Raw genomic sequence first — 19,552 nt, 5'->3', positions numbered from 1 at the left:
GATTATCGCTCCTTAGTCTGAGATAGAACGGCGACCTCGCTTTTTAGAGAGATTAGGCTGCTGCGATCGCAGGAGTGCTGATGGGTTTTGTTGACATGCCAAGACTGCATTCAGCTCATCTAGGGACAGTCCCAAGACCACTGAGATGCGATTCATGACGCCCCAACGAATATCGAAGGGGTCAATCTCAGCATTTTCATATTTGACAATGAGCGTTGGGGAAACCCCTAACAAGAGTGCCAGTTGTCGCTTCGAGAGTGGTGGCGCTGCAACACCGACAGAGTCAAACAGCGGTTGGTGAAATTGGTCGCGAAATTCCTGCAAGAGTGCAGCGAATTGGGTAGCCCTTTGTTCTGCAGTTGTAGAAAACAGATCAGACATGAGTAACCCTCGTCACTGATTCCAGAATAGACAACACAGTCAAAAACATGGATGCCGCAGTGATGAGACTCAGACTGACTTGAAATCTACAATGGTTTAAAAACCAATAAATTTGATCTTTGTTCTATATGAAATTTCGTTGTTGTCTTTGTTGATTAAGGTAAATTAATTTGACCAGGATATTTGTACTAAAACTATGGAGTCTATCTAATAGATGGGAAACAAAAGCAGAGAGATAAGTGCTAAAAGATTACCTCTCTGCTTGGTGTTAAGAAGATTAAAAGGCAGATGATCTAGAATTTCCTAGAATAGTGACAAACCATCAACTAGTGTGTTGAGAGCACTATCCACTTGGGCTTGACTACTTTGGGTAAAATCAAACTGACTAAGCCATTGACGACCAAAACTATCAGCTTGAGTCCCTTGGTAGGCAGTTAGCTCAATACCTGTGTCAATTGAATCTGAGAAGAGGGTAGCACTTCTGATTTTATTATTGAGAATAACGGCATCATTCCCAACTGCATTCAGACCTATTTCGAAAGCAAGCTCAGCTAGGTTCAACTGCTGACTACTCAACTGGTTGACCCAGAAGGCTTTGCCAGCATCCTCAGCACTACGATTAAAGGCAAAGTTGTAGATTAAGTCAACCTGCTCAGCCGCCGTTTTCTGACCATAGATTTGAGAAACCTCAGGAGAGCTTCCAAAGCTATTGATAAATGCATCAAAAGCTTGAATTTCACCACCTAAAAGAAAGTCACCAGCTAGAGGATCATAGCTGATCTCGGTGTCTCTCAAAACTTGGTTCCAGAAGGCTAAACCTTCGCGATCGCCAGGCCGACCCAAGAGAGTGATATAGGCAATCTGGGCGCTATTGTCTAACTTGATCAAATCAGGGTTGGAATCCACATTAATCTCGTAGATAGTCGTGGTTCCACTGATTTCATTGCCAACAACGAGTAGAGGTTTGCCGTTGGGGCTATCTTCAGCAGAGATGAAAGCGAGACCTTCTGGGCCCAAATCACCTGCTTCAGCTGTCTCAACGTCAGCATTAAAATTGCGGTTGTTGAGATACTGAACAAAAGTGGGACTCGTTGGACTCGTCACGTCATAAACAATGACGCCACCTGTTCTTTCGAGCCCCACAAAGGCATAGACACGATCATTGATTTGACCAGTCACGACGCCTTCTGGCTCAGGCCCTTTGTTGTCGCTTCGATTGTCTAGATCGTTGTTATCATTGCTCGCGTTAAAGTTTTGAGGGAAGAAACTAGCTGTAATACGCTCTAGCTGATCGCCACTGTCAAAGACAAGCTCACCTTCTGAATTGAGGATTGAGAAGGAGCGAGCTCCAAAAGTAACAATTTGATCGAAATCGCCATCACCATCCAAATCACCCGATTTGTTGGTTACGGTCAAGCGACCAAGATTTGAATTCTGCTTGAGTTCAGCAGCATTGGGGAAGATCGTTGGGTCAAGGACGTAGCTATTACTACCTACTCGAACTTCTTCGTTGAAGATATCGCCTTCGCCCACGTCAGGAAGGATATCATCCCCTGTAGGACGGATGCGGCTATCACCTTCATTCGCTGTGATGTAGTAGGTCTTTCCATCAGCTCCTACGAAAGAAGCGATCGCATCAGGTTGATAAAGTCCGAAAACAGGGACATTACGGAGGTTAATACCTCCATCACGATCGCTGGGATCCAGTGCATTGCCTGGGAGACTGAAGTCTTTCAGACCGAGTGGCTTGATATCGGTAACCGTTGCAGTTGCCAGATCAATGAAGGCAACTGCATTGGCTTCTTGGAGAGTCACCACTGCAGTTTTGCCATCTGGAGAGACAGCAATGTACTCTGGTTCTACATCCTCGGCAACTGTTGCATCATCTTTCAAAATCCGAACGCCAGCAGCCTGTAGTTCTGCCTTACGTTCGTTGAAAGCGGTGAAAGTTGCAGTTCTGACTTGAGCATTTTGTAGCCCAAGACTGAGATCAATGATGCTAACAGAACCTTCAGGATCAACTGTGTAATCCTCATTGGGCTCACCTTCATTAGCAACTAATACTTTAGAGCCATCAGGTGTGAAGGTGAGCATATCGGGTAATGCACCAACTTCAATCGCTCGCAGCGGTGCATTGAATGAACTGGCAGTGGACTGGTAGAAGAATACCTGACCATTTTCCTGCGGATTTACATTTTGAACAGCGATCGCAACCAACCCATTTTGAATCGCGATACTATTCGGAGAGCCAAAGCTTGAAGTGTCAATAAATCCAACTAAAGTTGGTTGACTAGGATTGCTGATATCAAGAACATCAACGCGGCTGTTTTTGGCATTAACGATGAAGACACGTTGGCTGATGGGGTCGTAGGCAGGAATTTCTGCAGCACCCTCATCAAAGCTTCCTGTTTCAAAAGTCCCTAGCACACTTAGCTGAATTTGAGAGTTGATGACCGTATTATCACGGAAGCTAACGTTCTGAATCCGAGTATCGAAGTCACGACTAGAGTCGAGTTTGTCAAAAGGACTTTCCGAAAAGCGATTGGCAAGATACTCCGCTAATGCATCTTGTTCTGAACCGTCTGGTGCAAACTGCGCCAAACCGGTACGTTCAGCTTCTGTGGGTTGAGCAAGATCAATTCGGTTGGTTGCCTCACCAGTGGGGAAGGGATATCCATCGCCCCCATCTGCTAGAAAGCTGAGGGTTACCATTCGGAAAGTTCGTGCGGGGTTGCCGACAATCTCACCATTTCGGACCACGACGTCAATATCGCGTCCTTCTTCATCTTTGATGGCTAATGAAATGACGCGATCGCCTGGATCACGCGTCAAATCAATTGCAACAGAGAAACCACCAATCTGAGGGAAGCGGCCTTGAGTATTACTGTCGTTGAGACTGCTGGCCGCAAAGCCATACTCAACAATCTCTAGCAATTCTTCAGCTGTTAGAGTGATAAGTGTCAGGCCATTGTTGAAACTCAGAGAATTCGTGATGTCGAGCTGCGAGACATCACCCTCGTCTTTGTTGGCTAGTGGGTTGGCTGCTGGTGGCAGTCTAAGAGCGTCATTAGGATCGGTTGATCCCTCTGGGAAAGTAATGAAACCAATATTATTGCGAATACCACCACCGTTCTTAAGAGAGAGAGTTACAGTTGAATCAACTGACTTTGCATAGGCGAGATTAGCATCTGCTGATAGGTTACCGAGATTGGTCTCTTGAATGCGAACATCACCTCGCAGACCATTCAAGAAGACGTCAGTACTTCCAAAAATTGAGCCATCTAAGCTGGCAATTACACCACTCAGGTTATCGACGATTTCTTGTATTTCAGGATCGACTAAGTCTTGGGCATTGAGTGCAGCAACTCCAGCATCATCAGTTGCATACACACCGCTTATCTCTGGGTCATAACTATCTGCAATAATATTGCCGTTTTCATCAAAGTTAATCACTAGGCGACCGACATACTTATAGTTACCATCGGTATTAACGACAGCGATCGGCTTTCCATCAGCGTCATTTGTAAAGAATGGATACTCGCCCTGCTTAGTATCACCTGCTCTCAAAACGTCATTGCTGTCAAGCAAACGAGTATTGGAACCGCCAGCAACGATAATGTCAACGTTTCTTAAACGCTTTGCAATTTCTTGTTCGATTGAGATCTGCTGCATGTGTGACAGCAGCACTACCTTGTTGAGATCAGAGTTATTAGCAAGGAGTGCATCGACATCTGCTTGAATAATTGCAGCCAGGGCATCTAGTTCTTGGGCAGTTGGAACCCCACCAAAGGGTACAGGTTCAATCTGCACTGCACCTGGGCTAGAGATTGTGCGAAGAATCGGGGTTGTGGCTCCAACGACGCCTATTTTTTCACCATTGACAGTAATGATGGTGCTCGCCGCAATTTTGCCAGCGATTGTACTTGCTTCTTGCCCATCGATAGTAACGAGGGGGGCTAAATTAGGATCAGCAGAAAAGTTAAGATTACCACTGAGATAAGGGAAGGCAGCACCTAAATAGCTTCCATCTTCAGAAGGCTTTAATAAATTTGCAATCAGGCCAGTTCCCAAGTCAAACTCGTGGTTGCCAAAAGAGATGGCTTGTACACCCAACTCATTCTGGATAAGAATATCTGCTCGTCCTTGCCCACCGTATGCTTGGACACTAGCATCCAGAAAGGTGCCTGGAATGTAGGCATCACCCGAAGATAGGATTAATGTGTTCTGATAGTCAGGATTAGTATCTGCGTCATCTCCATCTTGATCTTTTAGAGCCTTAAGAACTGCTGATAAATTTGGAGCATCTTCTAAGGCGGGAATACCGGCTTCTTGGTCTGAGAAATGCAGAAGCTGAAGAGTAAATTGAGACATTGTCTTGGTGGCTTTGGGACACTGTTCGGCACTTCTGCCAAGATGATGTCTACTTGGTCGCAAGCCAAGTTACGTCTTGATCATCATTGCCAAGGGTCAGCGGCAAATCCTGATACAGTCACTGATTTAAAAGATCAGCATGACTCTTCAATGCTTGCTGCTGATACACCTAAACCAAAGTAGGCGGCTTGGGTTTACAGAAGATTCAGAGCAAGTTATGGAATGGTTAAACTTATTTGAGATCTTGTTAAAGTTAAAAATATTCAATGACTGGCTTTGTTTTCTCAATTCTTCATCAAGATCTAGGTCTTCGATAGCGGAATTACTCGTGGGTTTTTGGGGATTCTGTTGACTCTCAGGAAGTCAATAGAAATTTTTTCTTTTTGCAAATTCTTGTTTTCTTCATTTTTATGGTCATTCTGAGCCGTGGAGGGTGACTGTTCTCTCTCTTTGACCAGCGATCGCAATTCTCAACCTTGCTAGCTTCAGAGAGCACTGCTTTTAACCCATCACTGTGGACCTTCCCCTGGTCTATCACCCCAGTTATTCCGCTCCCTTGCCTTCAACCCATCGCTTCCCGATGGCCAAATTTCGGCTTCTGTACGATCGCCTCTTGCACGATCGCGTGGTCAGTCCACAGCAGTTCCAACAGCCCGATCGCCCGCCGTTGGAGTGGCTAGCTCTCGTTCACAGCTTGGACTACATCCAGTCCTACAGCGAGGGGCAGCTCGATGAGCGATCGCTGCGACGGATTGGTCTGCCTTGGAGTCCGGCTCTGGTCGAGCGGACTTGGATTGCCGTTGGGGGCACCATCCTGACAGCGCGGTTAGCGCTCCAGCACGGATTAGCCTGCAATCTCGCTGGCGGGACTCATCATGCTTTCCCAGACTATGGCTCTGGCTTTTGCATTTTTAATGACTGCGCGATCGCGGCCAAACTCCTGCTACAGGAAGAACTGGTTGAGCGAATTTTGATTGTTGACCTCGATGTCCATCAGGGCGATGGCACCGCTTGGATTTTTCGAGATGAGCCCCGAGTCTTTACCTTTTCGATGCACTGCGAAGCCAACTTCCCGGCACGGAAGCAGCAGAGCGATTGTGATGTTGCCCTAGCGGAAGGTATGGAAGACGATGCCTACCTCCAGAAGCTGGCCCACTACCTACCCGATCTGCTGAGTCAGTTTCGGCCAGATTTGGTGATCTATAATGCTGGAGTCGATCCGCACGCAGGCGATCGCCTCGGCAAACTGGCGCTGACAGATACCGGCCTCTTTCGTCGGGAAATGCAAGTGCTAGAAACCTGTGTGCGGCAGGGTTATCCCGTTGCCTCAGTGCTGGGCGGCGGCTATTGCGAAGACTTTGACGCGCTGGTCTATCGCCATTCCCTGTGCCAGCGGGCGGCGAGTGATGTTTATCGGACAGCGGCCTAACCTCGAAGCCGTTCCTGCCAGCAAATCGATACCTACGCAACGGGTGACAAGCCGCACAATGGAGAGCAGTTTCCTCCCCCGTGGCTGATGACGCTCGCGCAAGCTACTGCTGATTTCCTGGCGATCGCTGCCCAAGGCCTCACCTATCGTGTGGCCATGCCCAATCCCTGCAACCACTTATTTGAAGTGACTCTGCAGATCAGCGATTGGCAGGCCGACAGGGTGACTGTGCAGCTACCAGCTTGGACACCTGGTTCTTACCTGCTGCGGGAATACGTTCGCCATCTCCAAGGCTTTCAGGCGCAGACGACAACAGGCCAACCACTACCCTGGCGTAAACTCCGCAAGAACGCTTGGCAGATTGAGACGCAGGGATATTGCGATCTGCAAGTGAGCTATCAAGTGCTGGCCACGGAATTAACCGTCCGCACCAATCACCTCGATCGCAGTCACGGCTTCTTCACCCCTGCCGCTCTTTGTCTGTATATCGAAGACTGGCGCGATCGCCCCTGTCAGGTTGAAATTATTGCCCCTGAAGACTGGACGATTGCCACGGCACTGCCTGCGATCGCCTCTAATCGGTTCCAAGCAGCTGACTACGACACCCTCGTCGATAGTCCCTTTGAACTGGGGCCAGAGCAGACCCAAGCGTTCACAGTTCTGGGCAAAAAGCACTACTGGCGCATTTGGGGCGGCAGCCTCAATAGCGATCGCCTCGTGGCCGATACCACCCGACTGATTGAAACCGAGGCTCAGATCTTTGGTGGTCTTCCCTACGACCACTACTGGTTTATCCTCCATCTCAGTAGCGGTGGCTATGGCGGGCTCGAGCATCGCGACAGTACCGTGCTGGCCTTCGATCGCCACACCATCACTGAACCCGAAGGCTACCGACGCTTCCTGCAACTGGTTGCCCACGAGTTTTTCCATCTCTGGAATGTCAAGCGCATCCGACCCAAAGCACTCGAGCAGTTTGATTACGAGGCTGAAAACTACACCCCTTCGCTCTGGTTTAGTGAAGGGGCCACAAGTTACTACGATTTGCTGCTTCCACTGCGGGCGGGACTCTACGGCGTCAATACCTTTTTGGAAGCCCTGAGCAAAGATCTCAGCCGCTATCTGACAACGCCTGGTCGTGCCGTACAGCCCCTCTCCGAGTCCAGCTTTGATGCTTGGGTCAAGCTCTATCGTCGCGATGCTTACAGCGATAACCAGCAGATGTCCTACTACTTGAAAGGGCAGCTGGTCTGCTGGTTATTGGATTTGGAGATTCGTCATCATCAGCCCGATCGCAGCTTCGATGATGTGTTGCGGCTCCTCTGGCAGCGCTATGGCCAGCCGCAGGAAGTGGGGTTTGAAGAGGCGGAGCTACGGCAGATTTTCAGTGAAGTTGCGGGTGTGGATCTCACCAGTTTCTTCGATCGCTATGTCGATGGGCTTGAAGAACTGCCGATTGCTAAAGCAATAGAGTCTGTAGGGCTGAAACTACAACCACAGAGTTCCGAGCATCCCAGCCATGGCTTGCGGTTGGCGGACGAGCAGGGACGTTGCCAAGTCAAATTTGTAGCGAGCAACAGTCCCGGTGAGCAGGCAGGGTTAATGATTGGCGATGAACTGGTTGCCCTCAATGGACTGCGGGTCACGGCTGAGAGTTTCACTCGCCGCCTCGGCAGTTGCCAAGCGGGGCAAACCCTAGAGCTGACCATTTTTCACGATGATCAACTCCAGTCGCGCTGGCTCACGCTGGCAGAACCACAACCCCAGAGCTATACACTCCGACTCTCCTCCGAAGCGACACCTGAACAACGCGATCGCTTTCAGCGCTGGCTGGGTTTGGAGAGCCAATCATGACCAAGGCGATCGCGGTCGGACTGCTGGCGATTGCCCTCATCGCCTGCGATCGCCACACCTCGACATCACCTGATTTGGAACTGGGTGTCTACGCCGATCGCCGCGTGGCTTTGCTGGCTGAGCCAACTCTCGATGCAGCAAGTGCGACCAAAACGCTGATTCGGGGACAGGTGCGCATTGAGGATCCAGAAACAACCAGTCGTTATTTGCTCATTGAGATTTACGGAGAGTGCGATCGCCAAAATCCCCAACAGTCTTTTCTAGGACTTGAGCGCGTCAATGATGTGGATGAACTGCTGCAGCAACGCACGCCTCGAGCTGGTCTGGGAACAGTCATTAGTCTGGCGGATCCACAACCCCCTGCCTGGGTCAGTGATCTGATGCGGCGCTACTGCCCACCAGAAGCCTGGCCCTAGAACAACGCTTGACTCAGTTCAGCCAGTTAAGACAGGCGCATCGGTTTGGTCTGCGGCTCGAAATCGCGGCAGTTGACGGCGGCATCTGTCATCGCGAGATGGGGATGTACACAGCATTTGAGGTGGGTGTTGTTGCTAAAAAAACGACAGCGCGGACAGGGAATCGCATACATGCGCCGCGCTTGCCGGAGCGCATCTCGGGCCGCACTGAGTAAACTCCAAACCGTCAGCAGGATTAAGACCCAGCTCAAAATCATCGCAACGGCGACAAAGAGGGCTTCCATTCAACTGCGATCGCGATCGCTGACGTGCTCCCTCTACGCTAGCTAAACCCTGAGCTTGTAGCCAACACACACCCAAAATTACCCTTGGCGATCGTCAATGAATCGTTGCAATTGTGGTCATAGGCGTCAAATCTAGCCAGAATTTGAGCAATGCCTGTCACTGGGCCACGGTGTTCTGCAGAGGGAAACCCCATGACTAACAACAACGCGCCAAATAGTTCAGGCAACACGCCCTCTGAAGGTGAAGAGATTTCGCTCGATGAGCTCCTCGCAGACCTTGCGACTGACCCTCCTGCAGAGCCAGCAGCCGGTGATTTTTTAGTAGAACTTGCCTCCGAGCCAACACCCACAGATCCTGAGAATCCCTTCTCGGCAGTTTTTCAGTCTGTGACCGATAAAGCTTCTGAGCTTGGATCGGCAGCCGCAGAAGGTCTCAGCAATCTAAGGGAAAATGCTGCAGACTTAGCCGCAGGTGCCAAAGAAACGTTGGGCGATTTTACGGAAGCCCGTAAAGATGACTTGGGTGATCTCTTTGCCGGCGCTCAGGAAAAAGCGGCCAGTTTCGGTGAAGTTATCAGCGATCGATTGGGTGGCCTACGCGATTCTGCTTCAGAAAGTCTCGGTAACTTGCGAGAAAGCGCAGCTGACTTAGCTTCTGAGACTCAAGAAAAGTTTGGCACCTTTGCAGAAGCTCACAAGGATGATCTCAGTGATCTCTTGACCACAGCCCAGGAGAAAGCTGCAAGTTTTGGAGAGGCTGCGAGCGATCGCTTCAGTGATCTCCGCGAATCAGCCACTGAAGGACTGAGTAATCTGCAGGAGAGTGCTTCTGGATTCGCTGCAGGCGCGCAAGAGAAGTTTGGAGCTTTTGCAGAAGCAGGTCAGGAAAAGTTAAGCGACCTTGCGGAAACGACTCAAGAGAAAGCTGCAAGTTTTGGCGAAGCTGTTGGCGATCGCTTCGGCAATCTGCGCGATTCTGCCTCGGATGTTTTCAGCAACTTGCAAGAAGGGGCCAGTGGTCTGACCGGTGCTGCTCAAGAGAAAGTTGCGGAGCTCGCAGCTGGCGCTCGTGAGAAGTTCAGTGACTTTACGGCTACTTCGCCCGACCTTCCTGAAGCTGATCCAGCCTCCAATGAGGACTGGTTGCAGCCGCCGGTGTCTGAGCAGCCAGCGTCCCCTAGCGATACGGTCGATGAGATCTTGGCAGATCTGCCTACAGACACTGCTGTTGAACCGGCATCAGAAGATGCCGCGAATCCCTTTACCACGGCCTTGCAATCGGTTGCCGATACAGCGGCTGATCTGGGGGCTTCAGTAGCAGAGGGAGTTGGGAACTTACAGGAGGGTGCAACTGACTTGGCTGCGGGCGCCCAAGAAAAATTTGGTGCATTTGTTGAAGATCGCCAAGATGATCTGAGTGGGGTATGGACAACAGCCCAAGAAAAAGCTGCAAGTTTGGGTGAAGCTGCGAGCGATCGCTTGGGTGATCTGCGTGATGCAGCGTCAGAAACCCTGAGCAACTTGCAAGCAGGGGCTGCGGAATTAGCCGCCAATGCTCAAGAGAAATTTAGTAGCTTGGTCGATCCTCCTCAGGCTGAGGCTGAGCCACTCCTCGCAGCATTCCCAGATCCGGAAGTGACTGATGATGTCACTACGGATGAGACGCCCTTAGAGGACCTTACTGCTACTGCAGCAGAAGAGTCAGTGGAATCTTTGCCAACACCAACGCCTGCTGAAGATTGGCAGGCTGCCCTCCAAGAGCCGATTGGTGAGACTTTGGAGGCTGTGTCCGCGATTGCAACTGAAACAACAGAAACAGTCAGCCAGCCAGTAGTAGATTTACCCACAATCGCAGCTGATCCACTGGAAACAGCTCAGGAAAGTACCCCAGCAGCGATTGAAGCTGAAATTCCAGAACTAGCGCCTGTGCCAGAAGTGCTACCAGCCCCAGAAGCTCCGCCAGAAACCGCTGCTCAAGAGAACCTTACTGCTGCTGCCGTTCCAAGCCAGATCCTTGGCGATCGCATGCAACCAGCAGCTCCCCAAGGATCACTTCAATTGGCCAGTGAAGCACCGAAGCCCAGTCTCTTCAGTCGTTTACTGTGCAAAATCAAGGGCTTTTTCAGAAAGCTGTTTGGCTAAAGTCTGAGTCAAAGTCAGGATACAAGATAGCGCACTAGCAGAGCTCTGCTAGTGCGTTGCTGTCTATAACAGCTTTCATAAAGCTTGGATGGGTCATACCGTAGCAAGGGAAATCGTAAATCCCTGTAGCAAAGAATACTTCTGAGACAGGAATCTCATCCGCGAAGCCCTGACATCAAAAAACCGTGCGATTCAAAACTGAATGCTATCGCAAGAGATTCCTAATAAATCATCATCAAGGACTAAACAGGCTTGCTATCTAGCAGCTTTAGCCATCTCTGTAGCGTGTTAAGAGTGCATGTGGATTTAAGGCAGAACGAATCAGCAGCAAGAAAGCATCGAGTGCGCTTGTCCGACGTACTTGATGCCACCATAACCCTGAATCTACATAGAGCAAGCGAATGAGCATTTGTTCGGCAGCTTTGTCAGGAATTTTGAACTCAAGGCCAATTTGGCGATGTCCATTGATGGCTTTCCGACTAATCCGTAAGACATTGACGGGTATTCGTAGCTCTTCTCTCAACAAGACAAGCTCTGCCTGTCCATAGATCAATTGCAGGTCTCGCTCATTGCGTAAGACAAAACTGGCTCCGCCTTCTGAAAGATCTTGAGTCACTCCCCAAAGTTTGCGACCGTCAACTTCAAGACAGGCCACTGTTTGATAGGGATAGCGCTCAAATTGCCGTCGAATTGGTTGATCAATACAGGCAAATAAACAGACCAACATCAACATGGCATTGTAGAAATTCCAGACAATCATTAATCCTTCCCCTTCAAACGGCGATCGCACAAAGTTGGGAGATAGCAAGGGGGCAAGATAGCGTAGACAGAAACCAAGGCTAAATAAAATGAGATAGGCAACAAACGGCCAAGACATATGCCAGTTGAAGCGTTTGCGATTGTCTAACTCTCCCTTGGCAGTCACTAGTGATCCAAAATGACCGAAGGGATTCAGGAGAACCTGCACCAGTCGATGCAAGCTAGGCCAGCACATAATGGATTCATAGACCTCTGTCCAATAGAGAAAGTAGTGCTTGTAAGCTAACCAACTTGTTGCGCCATAGATTAATAAGACAAAAGGAAGGCCGTAATGTAAGTATTCAATAGGCGGTGCCGCGATGAGTGTGAAGCCAAAGAGGAAGCTCAGCAGTGGAAAGAGGATATACACTGCCCGCATCAATGGTGTTAAGCAGTAGATCAGCAGACTGAAATAAAAGAGCCGCTGCCAAGTGGTCAGACGTTGAGACCAAATGGGTAGCTTTTCTCCACTGCAATAAAGTTGAATGTTTCCTTGCATCCAGCGCAAGCGTTGCTGGAGATATTCTGAAAAATGGCGAGGCACCTCTCCTATACTTAAAACCTCATTGAGATAAACAACCCGCCAACGATTGAGAAGCAACTTCGTTCCAGTTTGAAAATCTTCAACAATACAATCGGTGTAGTAGCCACCAACCTCTTCAAGTGCTGAGCGACGAGCGACATACGACGTTCCACAGCAAATAACTGAATTAAATTGATCACGAAGAGGTTGGATATAGTGAAAAAAGTAATCCATATCATTGGGCAAGACATAGTCTAAACCTAGGTTCCGATTATGAAAGTCACTATTGTAATAGTGTTGTGGTGTTTGAACGAGAGCGATGTCATCATCAATAAAGAAACCAACAGTCCGCTGCAGAAAATTATGAAAGGGTAAGAAGTCACAGTCGAAAACAGCGATTAAATCACTTTCTGTATGAGCTAATGCATAGTTGAGATTTCCAGCTTTTCGATGTGTATTATCGGGTCGACTAAGGTAATGAACATTGAGTTCTTCAGTAATTGCTTGAATAATTGGTCGATGCCCATCATCTAAGACGTAAATTTCTTTGTTGTCATAGTTAATTAGCTGGCAGGCGAGAATGGTTCGCCGAATGATGCGAGGGTCTTCATTGTAAATCGGAATCCAAATAGCGACACTAGGCGAGAACTCATGCAGGATATCTTCTTGCTCATCAGCCTGTCGCGATCGCCGTTGAGGATCAAAAACAAGCGTAGGATAAAACTGTACTAGTAAGCTTAAGACATAAAGACTCTCGGCTAGCAGAAAAATAATACTAAAAGTTAGGCTAATCCAATGCCCTGAATTGAGTGCAAATAAACGCCAAATAAAGTACCTAAATCCATAAATTAAAAGGAAAACAAGAACGATTAAGTGACTAACTGGATGATGGGGAAAGACGGTTAATAAGAGTAGCAATGCTGTTGCTATCAAAAGGGGTTGAAGTAGCTTGCTCGGCTCGTCTGGAAACTGTAGAGATTCAGGTAAATCTCGAGTCAGCTGAGGATTGAGATAAGTAGGTAGATTTTGGAACCAGCTTAAATTGAGGCTGAGCAGGGCAATAACAAAGACAGCAAGACTCAGACATAAAAATCCCCAGGTCCATGGCGAAATAGGATTGGGTGGCAAGCTAGACTGCTGCGTTCGCCGCAAGAGATTAGGGAATGACATGATTCTGTTCCCTAAAGGTTCTGGAAGGTGACACGGCCTGTAAAGCCAACATCACAGAACTCAGAGGGTTGTATCTTGTCAGGATTGAGCTGAATACGAACCTGACTTTCTCGGGCAAGATTAATAGGAATTGAGGGCAAAACATCTTCGCCTACTCGCAACCGACCAACGCCAGATCGGATAAAAATAACTTTTCCTTCTAAAGATCTATCTTTGCCAATTAAATCGACTCGAGCTGGTTCACCTACTCGAATCTTACGCAAAGCAGTTTCACCAATGTAGACATCAACCCAGCGATCGCGGCAGTCAATCGTTTTGGCTAATGTTTGACCCCGTGTTACAACATCGCCATTGCTCACCGATGCTTGCCATAAAACCGTGGGAACAGGACTGGCTAGCGGAATCTCCTGGCGCGATCGCGTGTTGCGAGTAATTTCTTGCAATTGATTTTTCAGTCCATTGACTTGAGCAGTTTGCGCAGCCACCTGCGATCGCAGCTGACTCTCTTGTAGCTTGAGTTCCTGCAGCCGTACGCCCGGATCATAGTTACTGCGCGTATTGACTAGAGTCAGTCCTAATCTTGCGGCTTGGAGATCTTGCTCGCGGCTAGCGAGTTCCTTGGTTAAGGCATTGAGAATATCTCGCTGTCGCAGATACTCTGTTTCTGCTTGATCAGCAACTTCAACTGAGACTGCACCGGTTGCTGCTAAGGCTTGTCGTCGCTGATAGATTCTTTGTGCGAGTGCCAATTGCTCTCGTGCTGCACTGATGTCTGCTTGGAGCTTGCGACGAAGCTCGGTAAACTTTGTAATTTCTAGACGCTGCTGATTGCGGCTATCAAGCTCTACCTGTTGACGGAGTTGGACGATAGCTGCCAATTGATCCTGTTGGAGTTTTAGCTTTTGCTGCTCGGTGTTCAGTTGTGTTTGTAAGCGTGCTTGATCAAAGGTGCTGGCGCGAGCATTCTCAATCCGTAAGAGTGGCTGATTTGCAGGGACTTCTTCCCCAGGCCTGATTTGAAAATCAGTCACAATGCCATCGTCTGGGGCTTGGAGTGTAATGACTTTGGCATTGATAATGGCATCGCGTCCTCGGGTTGTCACCAATGCATAAAACAATAAGCCGACGCCGCTGAGGAGGATCAAAATACCGAGACTAATGACCACAAAGTTAGCGGCATTACTCCGTTGAGGTTTTGTGGTCAAATCAGTTTGAAACCGATTGGGATTGGAGGAGGCTGACGAGGATGCCATAGGTCTCGGTGGGTTGAAAGTTGAAGTCGAATGGAAGAGGACGCTGCGGTAGCCCGTCTGCGCGGGGAGCGAATTGATTGAGCCAACTCAAGCGATCGCTGAGTCCCCAAGTGGTCACCAACTTGAGGCGAGGGGTGGGGAGCACTGCCGTTAAAAAGCGTTGATAGAGGTGGGCCACCTCTCGATCGCGTTCGGCAAAGTTGGCAGGCAAAGCTCGGTCATTGACATCAAGCTCCGTGATATAAAAGTCCAGATCAAAGCGACTAAGCTCCGCCAAAAACTCTGCAAACCCTGTAAAACTTGGGGGTGCTTGGGGATTGGCGACTAAGTGTGCCTGAAACCCGATCGCCTGCAGGGGAGCATCGCGATCGCGCAGGGTCTCCACCAGTTGCAACAACTGCTGACGCTTACGGGTTGCTAGGGGGCTGTCGGGCTCTAGGCCATAGTCATTAATCACCAATGGAACTTGGGCATCAGCCACCCGTGCCCAGCGCAGAGCTTGCTCAAGATAGTTGGGGCCAAGCTGTTGCAACCAACGATTCGGCCGCAAACCATACCCATCTTCTGCGATTGGTTCATTGATCACATCCCAAGACTGCAACTGGCCTCGGTAGTGGCCAACAACGGTGTCGATGTAGCGTTGCAGTGCTGTTGCGGTTTCTGTGGCCGTCAGATTATTGAGCCAAGTTGGCAGCTGCTGGTGCCAGAGTAAGGTGTGCCCTCGTAACTGAGCTTGGTAGGAGCGGGCAAAAGTTAGCAGGCGATCGGGACGGCTGAAGTCAAAGCGATCGCGATCGGGCTGCAAAACCGCCCATTTCATTTCCCACTCCGGCACTAGGAGACGAGTCTGTTGCCGGTAGAGGCCGGCCCAGTCAGGGATCGTCAGCATCTCTGTGCTGATGGCCGCCCCCCAGAGCAGCGACCGCTGTTTTGCGAGCTCAGCCAGTGATGGCTGCTGTGCTTCAACCCGCAGCGGCTGACCCGTCAGCAATGCTGCAGAGAGACCTCCAATTCCCAGCAAAAACTGCCGTCGTTTAAGTGCAAAACGAGTCAAGTAAGACTGTTATCCAGATTCACTGGATCACAAGATTCCCATAAGTGGATTTAATCTTTCAATCATCAACCAAGATGACCATTTTGATGTCTGCAGCTGATAGTTCTCATTCTGGTCTCTTGGACTAGAAGGCGCACACCAATAATCACTTGCAGTGATTACTTTGAAAATTACTTTAAGTATGCAAGCTGATTGGGAAGGTAGTGGCTATGGTTGCTGCTTGGCTCTCCCAGCGGAAGAACCCTCGAGGATTTCAGAAACATGATTCGAGAGACCACTTGCCCCTCTTCTCTAGGCATTCTTCCCAGTGAGGGAGCGGAGAGCCTAAGTTGAACGGAACTATTCTTGAAGAGTTCTGAGATTGTTACAGCACAAATCTCGACAAGATAAGCTCAGGCGAGAGGGGCTAGTTTTGGTCAGAATTTACTGACCAAAACTATCGTCTTGAAACTGATAGTCCAGTTATTCATTAAACGGCTATAGGTGTTTTGACTGCTTGGGTGGCAGGTTCATAGAGATATTCAAACCAGTTACCATCAAGATCTTTTCCATAGAAAGAAGCCGTGCCATCCCGATGCTCGTGGATGCGGGTGAGTTCCACTCCTTGAGCTTTCAGTTGCTCATAGGCTGTGTCGATTTCAGCGCGATCGTGGAAGATAAAGCCAAAGTGGGGACCTGCTTGCTTGTAGCTCGGTCCTAACAGGGCCAATCCATCCTCACCGGCCTTGAGGTACGCCCAGTCGGCATCCTTCCAAACCAGCTCTAGGCCTAATCCTTGGTAAAACACAGCCGCAGCTTCGATATCTTTGACACAAATGGCGACGTGGCCGAGACGTTTAAGAGTCATACCAGTACGAGCAGCAGTACTCCTCTATTGTGCCGCTTGTGGCTGATCCACTCGCTGGAAGCCTACCCACTTCTCCCAGTTGTCGCCTGCTTGAGTCCAGTCTTCCTCAATAAAAAGAAATTTTGGTGAATTGTCAGTTGAACTCACCAGAGATGACATCTTAAAAGCTTGAGTCAGCTGCCAGCAATTGATGGAGAGGAGTCTGAATCATGTGGTCACGTCTCAGACAGTGGTTCTCATCAGCATTTCGTAAGTCTAGAACAATCAATAATGAACCACTTAATAAAGTTAGTCTCGTTGTCATCATTATTATCGATATTTTTATTCTTTCGAATGTCTTTTCTGGTTTAGCTGAAGTTAGTCGATGGCCGCTAACAGCTAGTGAGTCTTACCCTTGCTATCAGGACTGGCAGATTTATCAAGATCCACAATTGCGTCAAGAGAAAAATCAAGGTTTTGTGCTAGTTTCATCAGCTGTGAAAGTGGGCATGAAAACCATCGATGGATCTAACCCACAACTTTTACTCACAGAACAATATAAACAGTTACAAAGCGATCGCTTGGGTGAAGTTGCACCGTTGTGTTGGCAATATGCAGAGCGATACGACAAGATTTCAAAAGCGAACTACTCTAACTTGCTGACTTCCATCGATGAGAGACGAGTTGGGATTAGTCGGCTAGAAGATCAAAATCGAAAAATTCGCGAACAGTATGATTCGTCCTTGCTAGAGGAAATTGCTGGGCAGGCTCCCGATCAGGCAATCACAGATGTGAGTGCAGCACAGGCGCGTCAAACGCTAGAGGCCAATCAAGCGAAGATTCAAACCCTTCGTCGTGAAATTTCAGATTTTGAGAACAGGCTCCTAACACAACCCATAAGTCAGTCTTTTCTCAGTTTCCTCGCCGATCAGAGCCGTTTTCAGGCCGTATTACAGGGCTATCAGCAGGCTGGATTTTGGTATCCTGCTCTGCAACTATTACTGCAGATTCTCTTTCTTGCTCCTCTGCTCGCGATCGCGGGTGGTATCCATCGTTATGCTCAGCAGAGAGGCTATGGATTGCTGGCTTTGCTGAGCTGGCATCTGTTAGTCATCTTCTCGCTACCGCTCATCTTTAAAGCCTTTGAGCTGCTTCGCATCAATCTCATTTTTGATGCTCTCTCTCAGGTAGTACAGCTACTTTTTGGCCGTCTGCTTTTTCTCGTTAATTATCTCTATATCTTCCTAATTCCTGCGATCGGCTTTGGTATTATCAAAATTGCCCAAGCTTGGATCTTTAATCCTCGTCTACAGGCTGCTAATCGAGTTCAAAAATCTCGATGTATTAAATGTGCTAAACGTCTCCCCAATCAAGAGGCGCACTGCCCTCACTGTGGTCATTATCAGTATGTTGAATGCAGTCACTGTCATCAACTGACTTATCAGTACTTGCCCTATTGTCGTGCCTGCGGATCAGCACAGCGATCGCGTTAATTTCCTTTGCAGCTACTCGAGGCCCATCCGGTTCACACGGAATAGTCGATCCCTCTGGTCTCGTTAAAACTGATCTTTCAGACCGCGAAGTCTGGCAAAGGTCTGAACGGGATTGACGCTGTGAACAGTAGCTTGGACTGCTGGTTGATCCCAGCGCAAAAAAGGATTCGTCGCTTTTTCGAGGTCAATTCGGCTGGGAATCGTGGCGAGTCCTTGCTGTCGAGCGATCGCGACGGCTTGATAGCGTTCTCGCAGCTCAAGATTGTCAGGATCCACCGTCAGCGCAAACCGCAGATTATTCAAGGTGTACTCATGGGCGCAATAGACGGCAGTGTCATCGGGGAGCGATCGTAGCTGTTGGAGGGAGTCCAGCATTTGAGCAGGCGTCCCTTCAAACAGACGGCCGCAGCCACCGGCAAATAACGTATCTCCGCAAAACAAAGCACCCCTTGCTTCTGCACCAGCAACCTGCTCAAAGTAGTAGGCCACATGGCCACGAGTATGGCCGGGCACAAAGAAAACTTCTGCTGTCTGTCCACAGACTTGGATGCGATCGCCCGCTTGGAGCAAAACTGTTTGGCCAGGAATGCGATCGCGATCGACTGCACTGGCATAGACAGTCACAGTGGGGAAATGCTGCAGCAACTGACGGTTGCCACCCACATGATCGCCGTGGTGGTGAGTGTTGAGAATCGCCGTCAAGGTCAGTCCCTCGGCATCGAGGGCAGCAAGAACCGGCTCAGCTTCAGCCGGATCGACAACAGCGGCTTCGTGTTGCTCGGGGTCAACCAGCAGAAAGATGTAGTTGTCTTGGAGAGCGGGCAGGCAATCAATCCGCATAGGAAAGAGATCCAATTAGGGCGATTTAGACAGAATCGGCAGCTTGGAAACGATAGCCCTTGCCATAGACGCTGAAAATGAGCGGTGTCTCACCAGGGGCTTCGAGTTTTCGGCGCAGTAATCGGATTTGAGCAGCCAAAACATTACTACTGGGAGGATTTGCCAATCCCCAGACTTGAGATTGCAACGCTTGGTGGCTCACGAGCTGACCGGGATGTTGCATGAGCACGGCTAGTAGTTGTGTTTCCTTTTCCGACAGTTCAATGCAACGACCTTGACGATAGGCCAGTTGATTGGGGACATCGAGCGCAAGGTCACCACAGCAGAGACGAGGGACTTCTGGGGACTCTTGCCGAGGCGATCGCCGCAGCAAGGCACGCACGCGAGCCAGTAATTCTTTTAGCTCAAAGGGTTTGACCAAATAGTCATCCGCCCCCGCATCCAAGCCTTGAACGCGGTCATCTACCGTATCGCGAGCGGTCAGGAAGAGAACTGGCACTTGGCGATCGCGACTCCGTACCGACCGACAGAGCTCCAAGCCCGATCGCTCTGGGAGCATCCAATCCAAGATCAATAAGTCGTAAACCTGTTGCGTTGCCATCTGCTCCCCTGTCTGACCGTCGCTAGCGACATCAACTTCATATCCCTCACGACAGAGCATGCGATGGAGAGGCGCAGTCAGAGCTTCTTCGTCATCCACAAGCAGAATTCGCATGATTCA

14 protein-coding genes are annotated in these 19,552 nt (G+C 49.3%); 5 read left to right on the top strand and 9 right to left on the bottom strand.

The window, feature by feature from the left end; all coding sequences use genetic code 11:
• Nucleotides 1-12: 12 nt before the first annotated feature.
• The gene (locus tag DOP62_RS04900; protein ID WP_208672587.1) at nucleotides 13-381 is read right to left on the bottom strand and encodes a helix-turn-helix domain-containing protein; all 369 of its coding nucleotides are present in this window, start codon (nucleotides 379-381) and stop codon (nucleotides 13-15) included.
• Nucleotides 382-684: 303 nt separating this feature from the next.
• Complete coding sequence (locus DOP62_RS04895) at nucleotides 685-4,752, bottom strand: choice-of-anchor I family protein (protein ID WP_370538883.1); 4,068 nt, start codon at nucleotides 4,750-4,752, stop codon at nucleotides 685-687.
• Between the two features lie 514 nt (nucleotides 4,753-5,266).
• Between DOP62_RS04895 and DOP62_RS04890 the strand changes: the two genes are divergently transcribed.
• From DOP62_RS04890 to DOP62_RS04880, 3 genes are all read left to right on the top strand, one after another.
• Entirely contained in the window at nucleotides 5,267-6,181 is a 915-nt protein-coding gene (locus DOP62_RS04890) for a histone deacetylase family protein (RefSeq protein WP_208672586.1), read from the top strand.
• Nucleotides 6,182-6,268: 87 nt separating this feature from the next.
• Entirely contained in the window at nucleotides 6,269-8,032 is a 1,764-nt protein-coding gene (locus DOP62_RS04885; RefSeq protein ID WP_208672585.1) for a M61 family metallopeptidase, read from the top strand.
• Nucleotides 8,029-8,448, top strand: a complete 420-nt coding sequence (locus tag DOP62_RS04880; protein ID WP_208672584.1) for a hypothetical protein — start codon at nucleotides 8,029-8,031, stop codon at nucleotides 8,446-8,448. Before DOP62_RS04885 ends, DOP62_RS04880 begins: the two co-directional genes overlap by 4 nt.
• A 26-nt stretch (nucleotides 8,449-8,474) precedes the next feature.
• On the opposite strand, the gene DOP62_RS04875 is transcribed toward DOP62_RS04880, so the two are convergent.
• The gene (locus DOP62_RS04875; protein WP_208672583.1) at nucleotides 8,475-8,732 is read right to left on the bottom strand and encodes a hypothetical protein; all 258 of its coding nucleotides are present in this window, start codon (nucleotides 8,730-8,732) and stop codon (nucleotides 8,475-8,477) included.
• Nucleotides 8,733-8,924: 192 nt separating this feature from the next.
• Here DOP62_RS04875 and DOP62_RS04870 point away from each other — a divergent pair, with 192 nt between their 5' ends.
• Nucleotides 8,925-10,874, top strand: a complete 1,950-nt coding sequence (locus DOP62_RS04870; RefSeq protein WP_208672582.1) for a hypothetical protein — start codon at nucleotides 8,925-8,927, stop codon at nucleotides 10,872-10,874.
• A 268-nt stretch (nucleotides 10,875-11,142) separates the two neighbouring features.
• Here DOP62_RS04870 and DOP62_RS04865 read toward each other — a convergent pair whose 3' ends face one another.
• The 4 genes from DOP62_RS04865 to DOP62_RS04850 form a co-directional block, all read right to left on the bottom strand.
• Nucleotides 11,143-13,365 (bottom strand): glycosyltransferase, encoded by a 2,223-nt coding sequence (locus tag DOP62_RS04865; protein ID WP_208672581.1) that lies wholly within the window; start codon nucleotides 13,363-13,365, stop codon nucleotides 11,143-11,145.
• Nucleotides 13,366-13,376: 11 nt separating this feature from the next.
• Complete coding sequence (locus tag DOP62_RS04860; protein ID WP_208672580.1) at nucleotides 13,377-14,618, bottom strand: HlyD family secretion protein; 1,242 nt, start codon at nucleotides 14,616-14,618, stop codon at nucleotides 13,377-13,379.
• A complete protein-coding gene (locus tag DOP62_RS04855; RefSeq protein WP_208672579.1) occupies nucleotides 14,572-15,672 on the bottom strand; it encodes an endo-1,4-beta-xylanase in 1,101 nt (366 codons plus the stop codon). Before DOP62_RS04855 ends, DOP62_RS04860 begins: the two co-directional genes overlap by 47 nt.
• Before the next feature lie 469 nt (nucleotides 15,673-16,141).
• On the bottom strand, nucleotides 16,142-16,519 hold the full coding sequence (locus DOP62_RS04850) for a VOC family protein (protein WP_208672578.1): 378 nt from the start codon (nucleotides 16,517-16,519) through the stop codon (nucleotides 16,142-16,144).
• Between the two features lie 209 nt (nucleotides 16,520-16,728).
• On the opposite strand from DOP62_RS04850, the gene DOP62_RS04845 reads away from it, so the two are divergent.
• Nucleotides 16,729-17,991 (top strand): zinc ribbon domain-containing protein, encoded by a 1,263-nt coding sequence (locus DOP62_RS04845; protein WP_208672577.1) that lies wholly within the window; start codon nucleotides 16,729-16,731, stop codon nucleotides 17,989-17,991.
• A gap of 63 nt (nucleotides 17,992-18,054) precedes the next feature.
• Here the strand turns inward: DOP62_RS04845 and gloB are convergent, their stop codons facing one another.
• Nucleotides 18,055-18,831: a hydroxyacylglutathione hydrolase gene (gene gloB, locus DOP62_RS04840; RefSeq protein WP_208676943.1), complete on the bottom strand. Its 777-nt coding sequence runs from the start codon at nucleotides 18,829-18,831 to the stop codon at nucleotides 18,055-18,057.
• A 25-nt stretch (nucleotides 18,832-18,856) separates the two neighbouring features.
• A complete protein-coding gene (gene rppA / locus DOP62_RS04835) occupies nucleotides 18,857-19,546 on the bottom strand; it encodes a two-component system response regulator RppA (RefSeq protein WP_208672576.1) in 690 nt (229 codons plus the stop codon).
• Nucleotides 19,547-19,552: the final 6 nt, after the last annotated feature.

The organism is Synechococcus elongatus PCC 11801, assembly GCF_003846445.2.
GTDB classification, from domain to species: domain Bacteria; phylum Cyanobacteriota; class Cyanobacteriia; order Synechococcales; family Synechococcaceae; genus Synechococcus; species Synechococcus elongatus_A.
Note: the sequence above shows the minus strand (reverse complement) of the source record. Positions and strands in the feature narration are given on the sequence as shown.

Excerpts from the sequence above, each read along its gene's own strand:
- DOP62_RS04900 (WP_208672587.1), bottom strand. The coding sequence starts at position 381 with ATGTCTGATCTGTTTTCTACAACTGCAGAACAAAGGGCTACCCAATTC.
- DOP62_RS04895 (WP_370538883.1), bottom strand. The coding sequence starts at position 4,752 with ATGTCTCAATTTACTCTTCAGCTTCTGCATTTCTCAGACCAAGAAGCC.
- DOP62_RS04885 (WP_208672585.1), top strand. The coding sequence starts at position 6,269 with ATGACGCTCGCGCAAGCTACTGCTGATTTCCTGGCGATCGCTGCCCAA.
- DOP62_RS04880 (WP_208672584.1), top strand. The coding sequence starts at position 8,029 with ATGACCAAGGCGATCGCGGTCGGACTGCTGGCGATTGCCCTCATCGCC.
- DOP62_RS04875 (WP_208672583.1), bottom strand. The coding sequence starts at position 8,732 with ATGGAAGCCCTCTTTGTCGCCGTTGCGATGATTTTGAGCTGGGTCTTA.
- DOP62_RS04870 (WP_208672582.1), top strand. The coding sequence starts at position 8,925 with ATGACTAACAACAACGCGCCAAATAGTTCAGGCAACACGCCCTCTGAA.
- DOP62_RS04865 (WP_208672581.1), bottom strand. The coding sequence starts at position 13,365 with ATGTCATTCCCTAATCTCTTGCGGCGAACGCAGCAGTCTAGCTTGCCA.
- DOP62_RS04860 (WP_208672580.1), bottom strand. The coding sequence starts at position 14,618 with ATGGCATCCTCGTCAGCCTCCTCCAATCCCAATCGGTTTCAAACTGAT.
- DOP62_RS04850 (WP_208672578.1), bottom strand. The coding sequence starts at position 16,519 with ATGACTCTTAAACGTCTCGGCCACGTCGCCATTTGTGTCAAAGATATC.
- DOP62_RS04845 (WP_208672577.1), top strand. The coding sequence starts at position 16,729 with ATGTGGTCACGTCTCAGACAGTGGTTCTCATCAGCATTTCGTAAGTCT.
- gloB (WP_208676943.1), bottom strand. The coding sequence starts at position 18,831 with ATGCGGATTGATTGCCTGCCCGCTCTCCAAGACAACTACATCTTTCTG.
- rppA (WP_208672576.1), bottom strand. The coding sequence starts at position 19,546 with ATGCGAATTCTGCTTGTGGATGACGAAGAAGCTCTGACTGCGCCTCTC.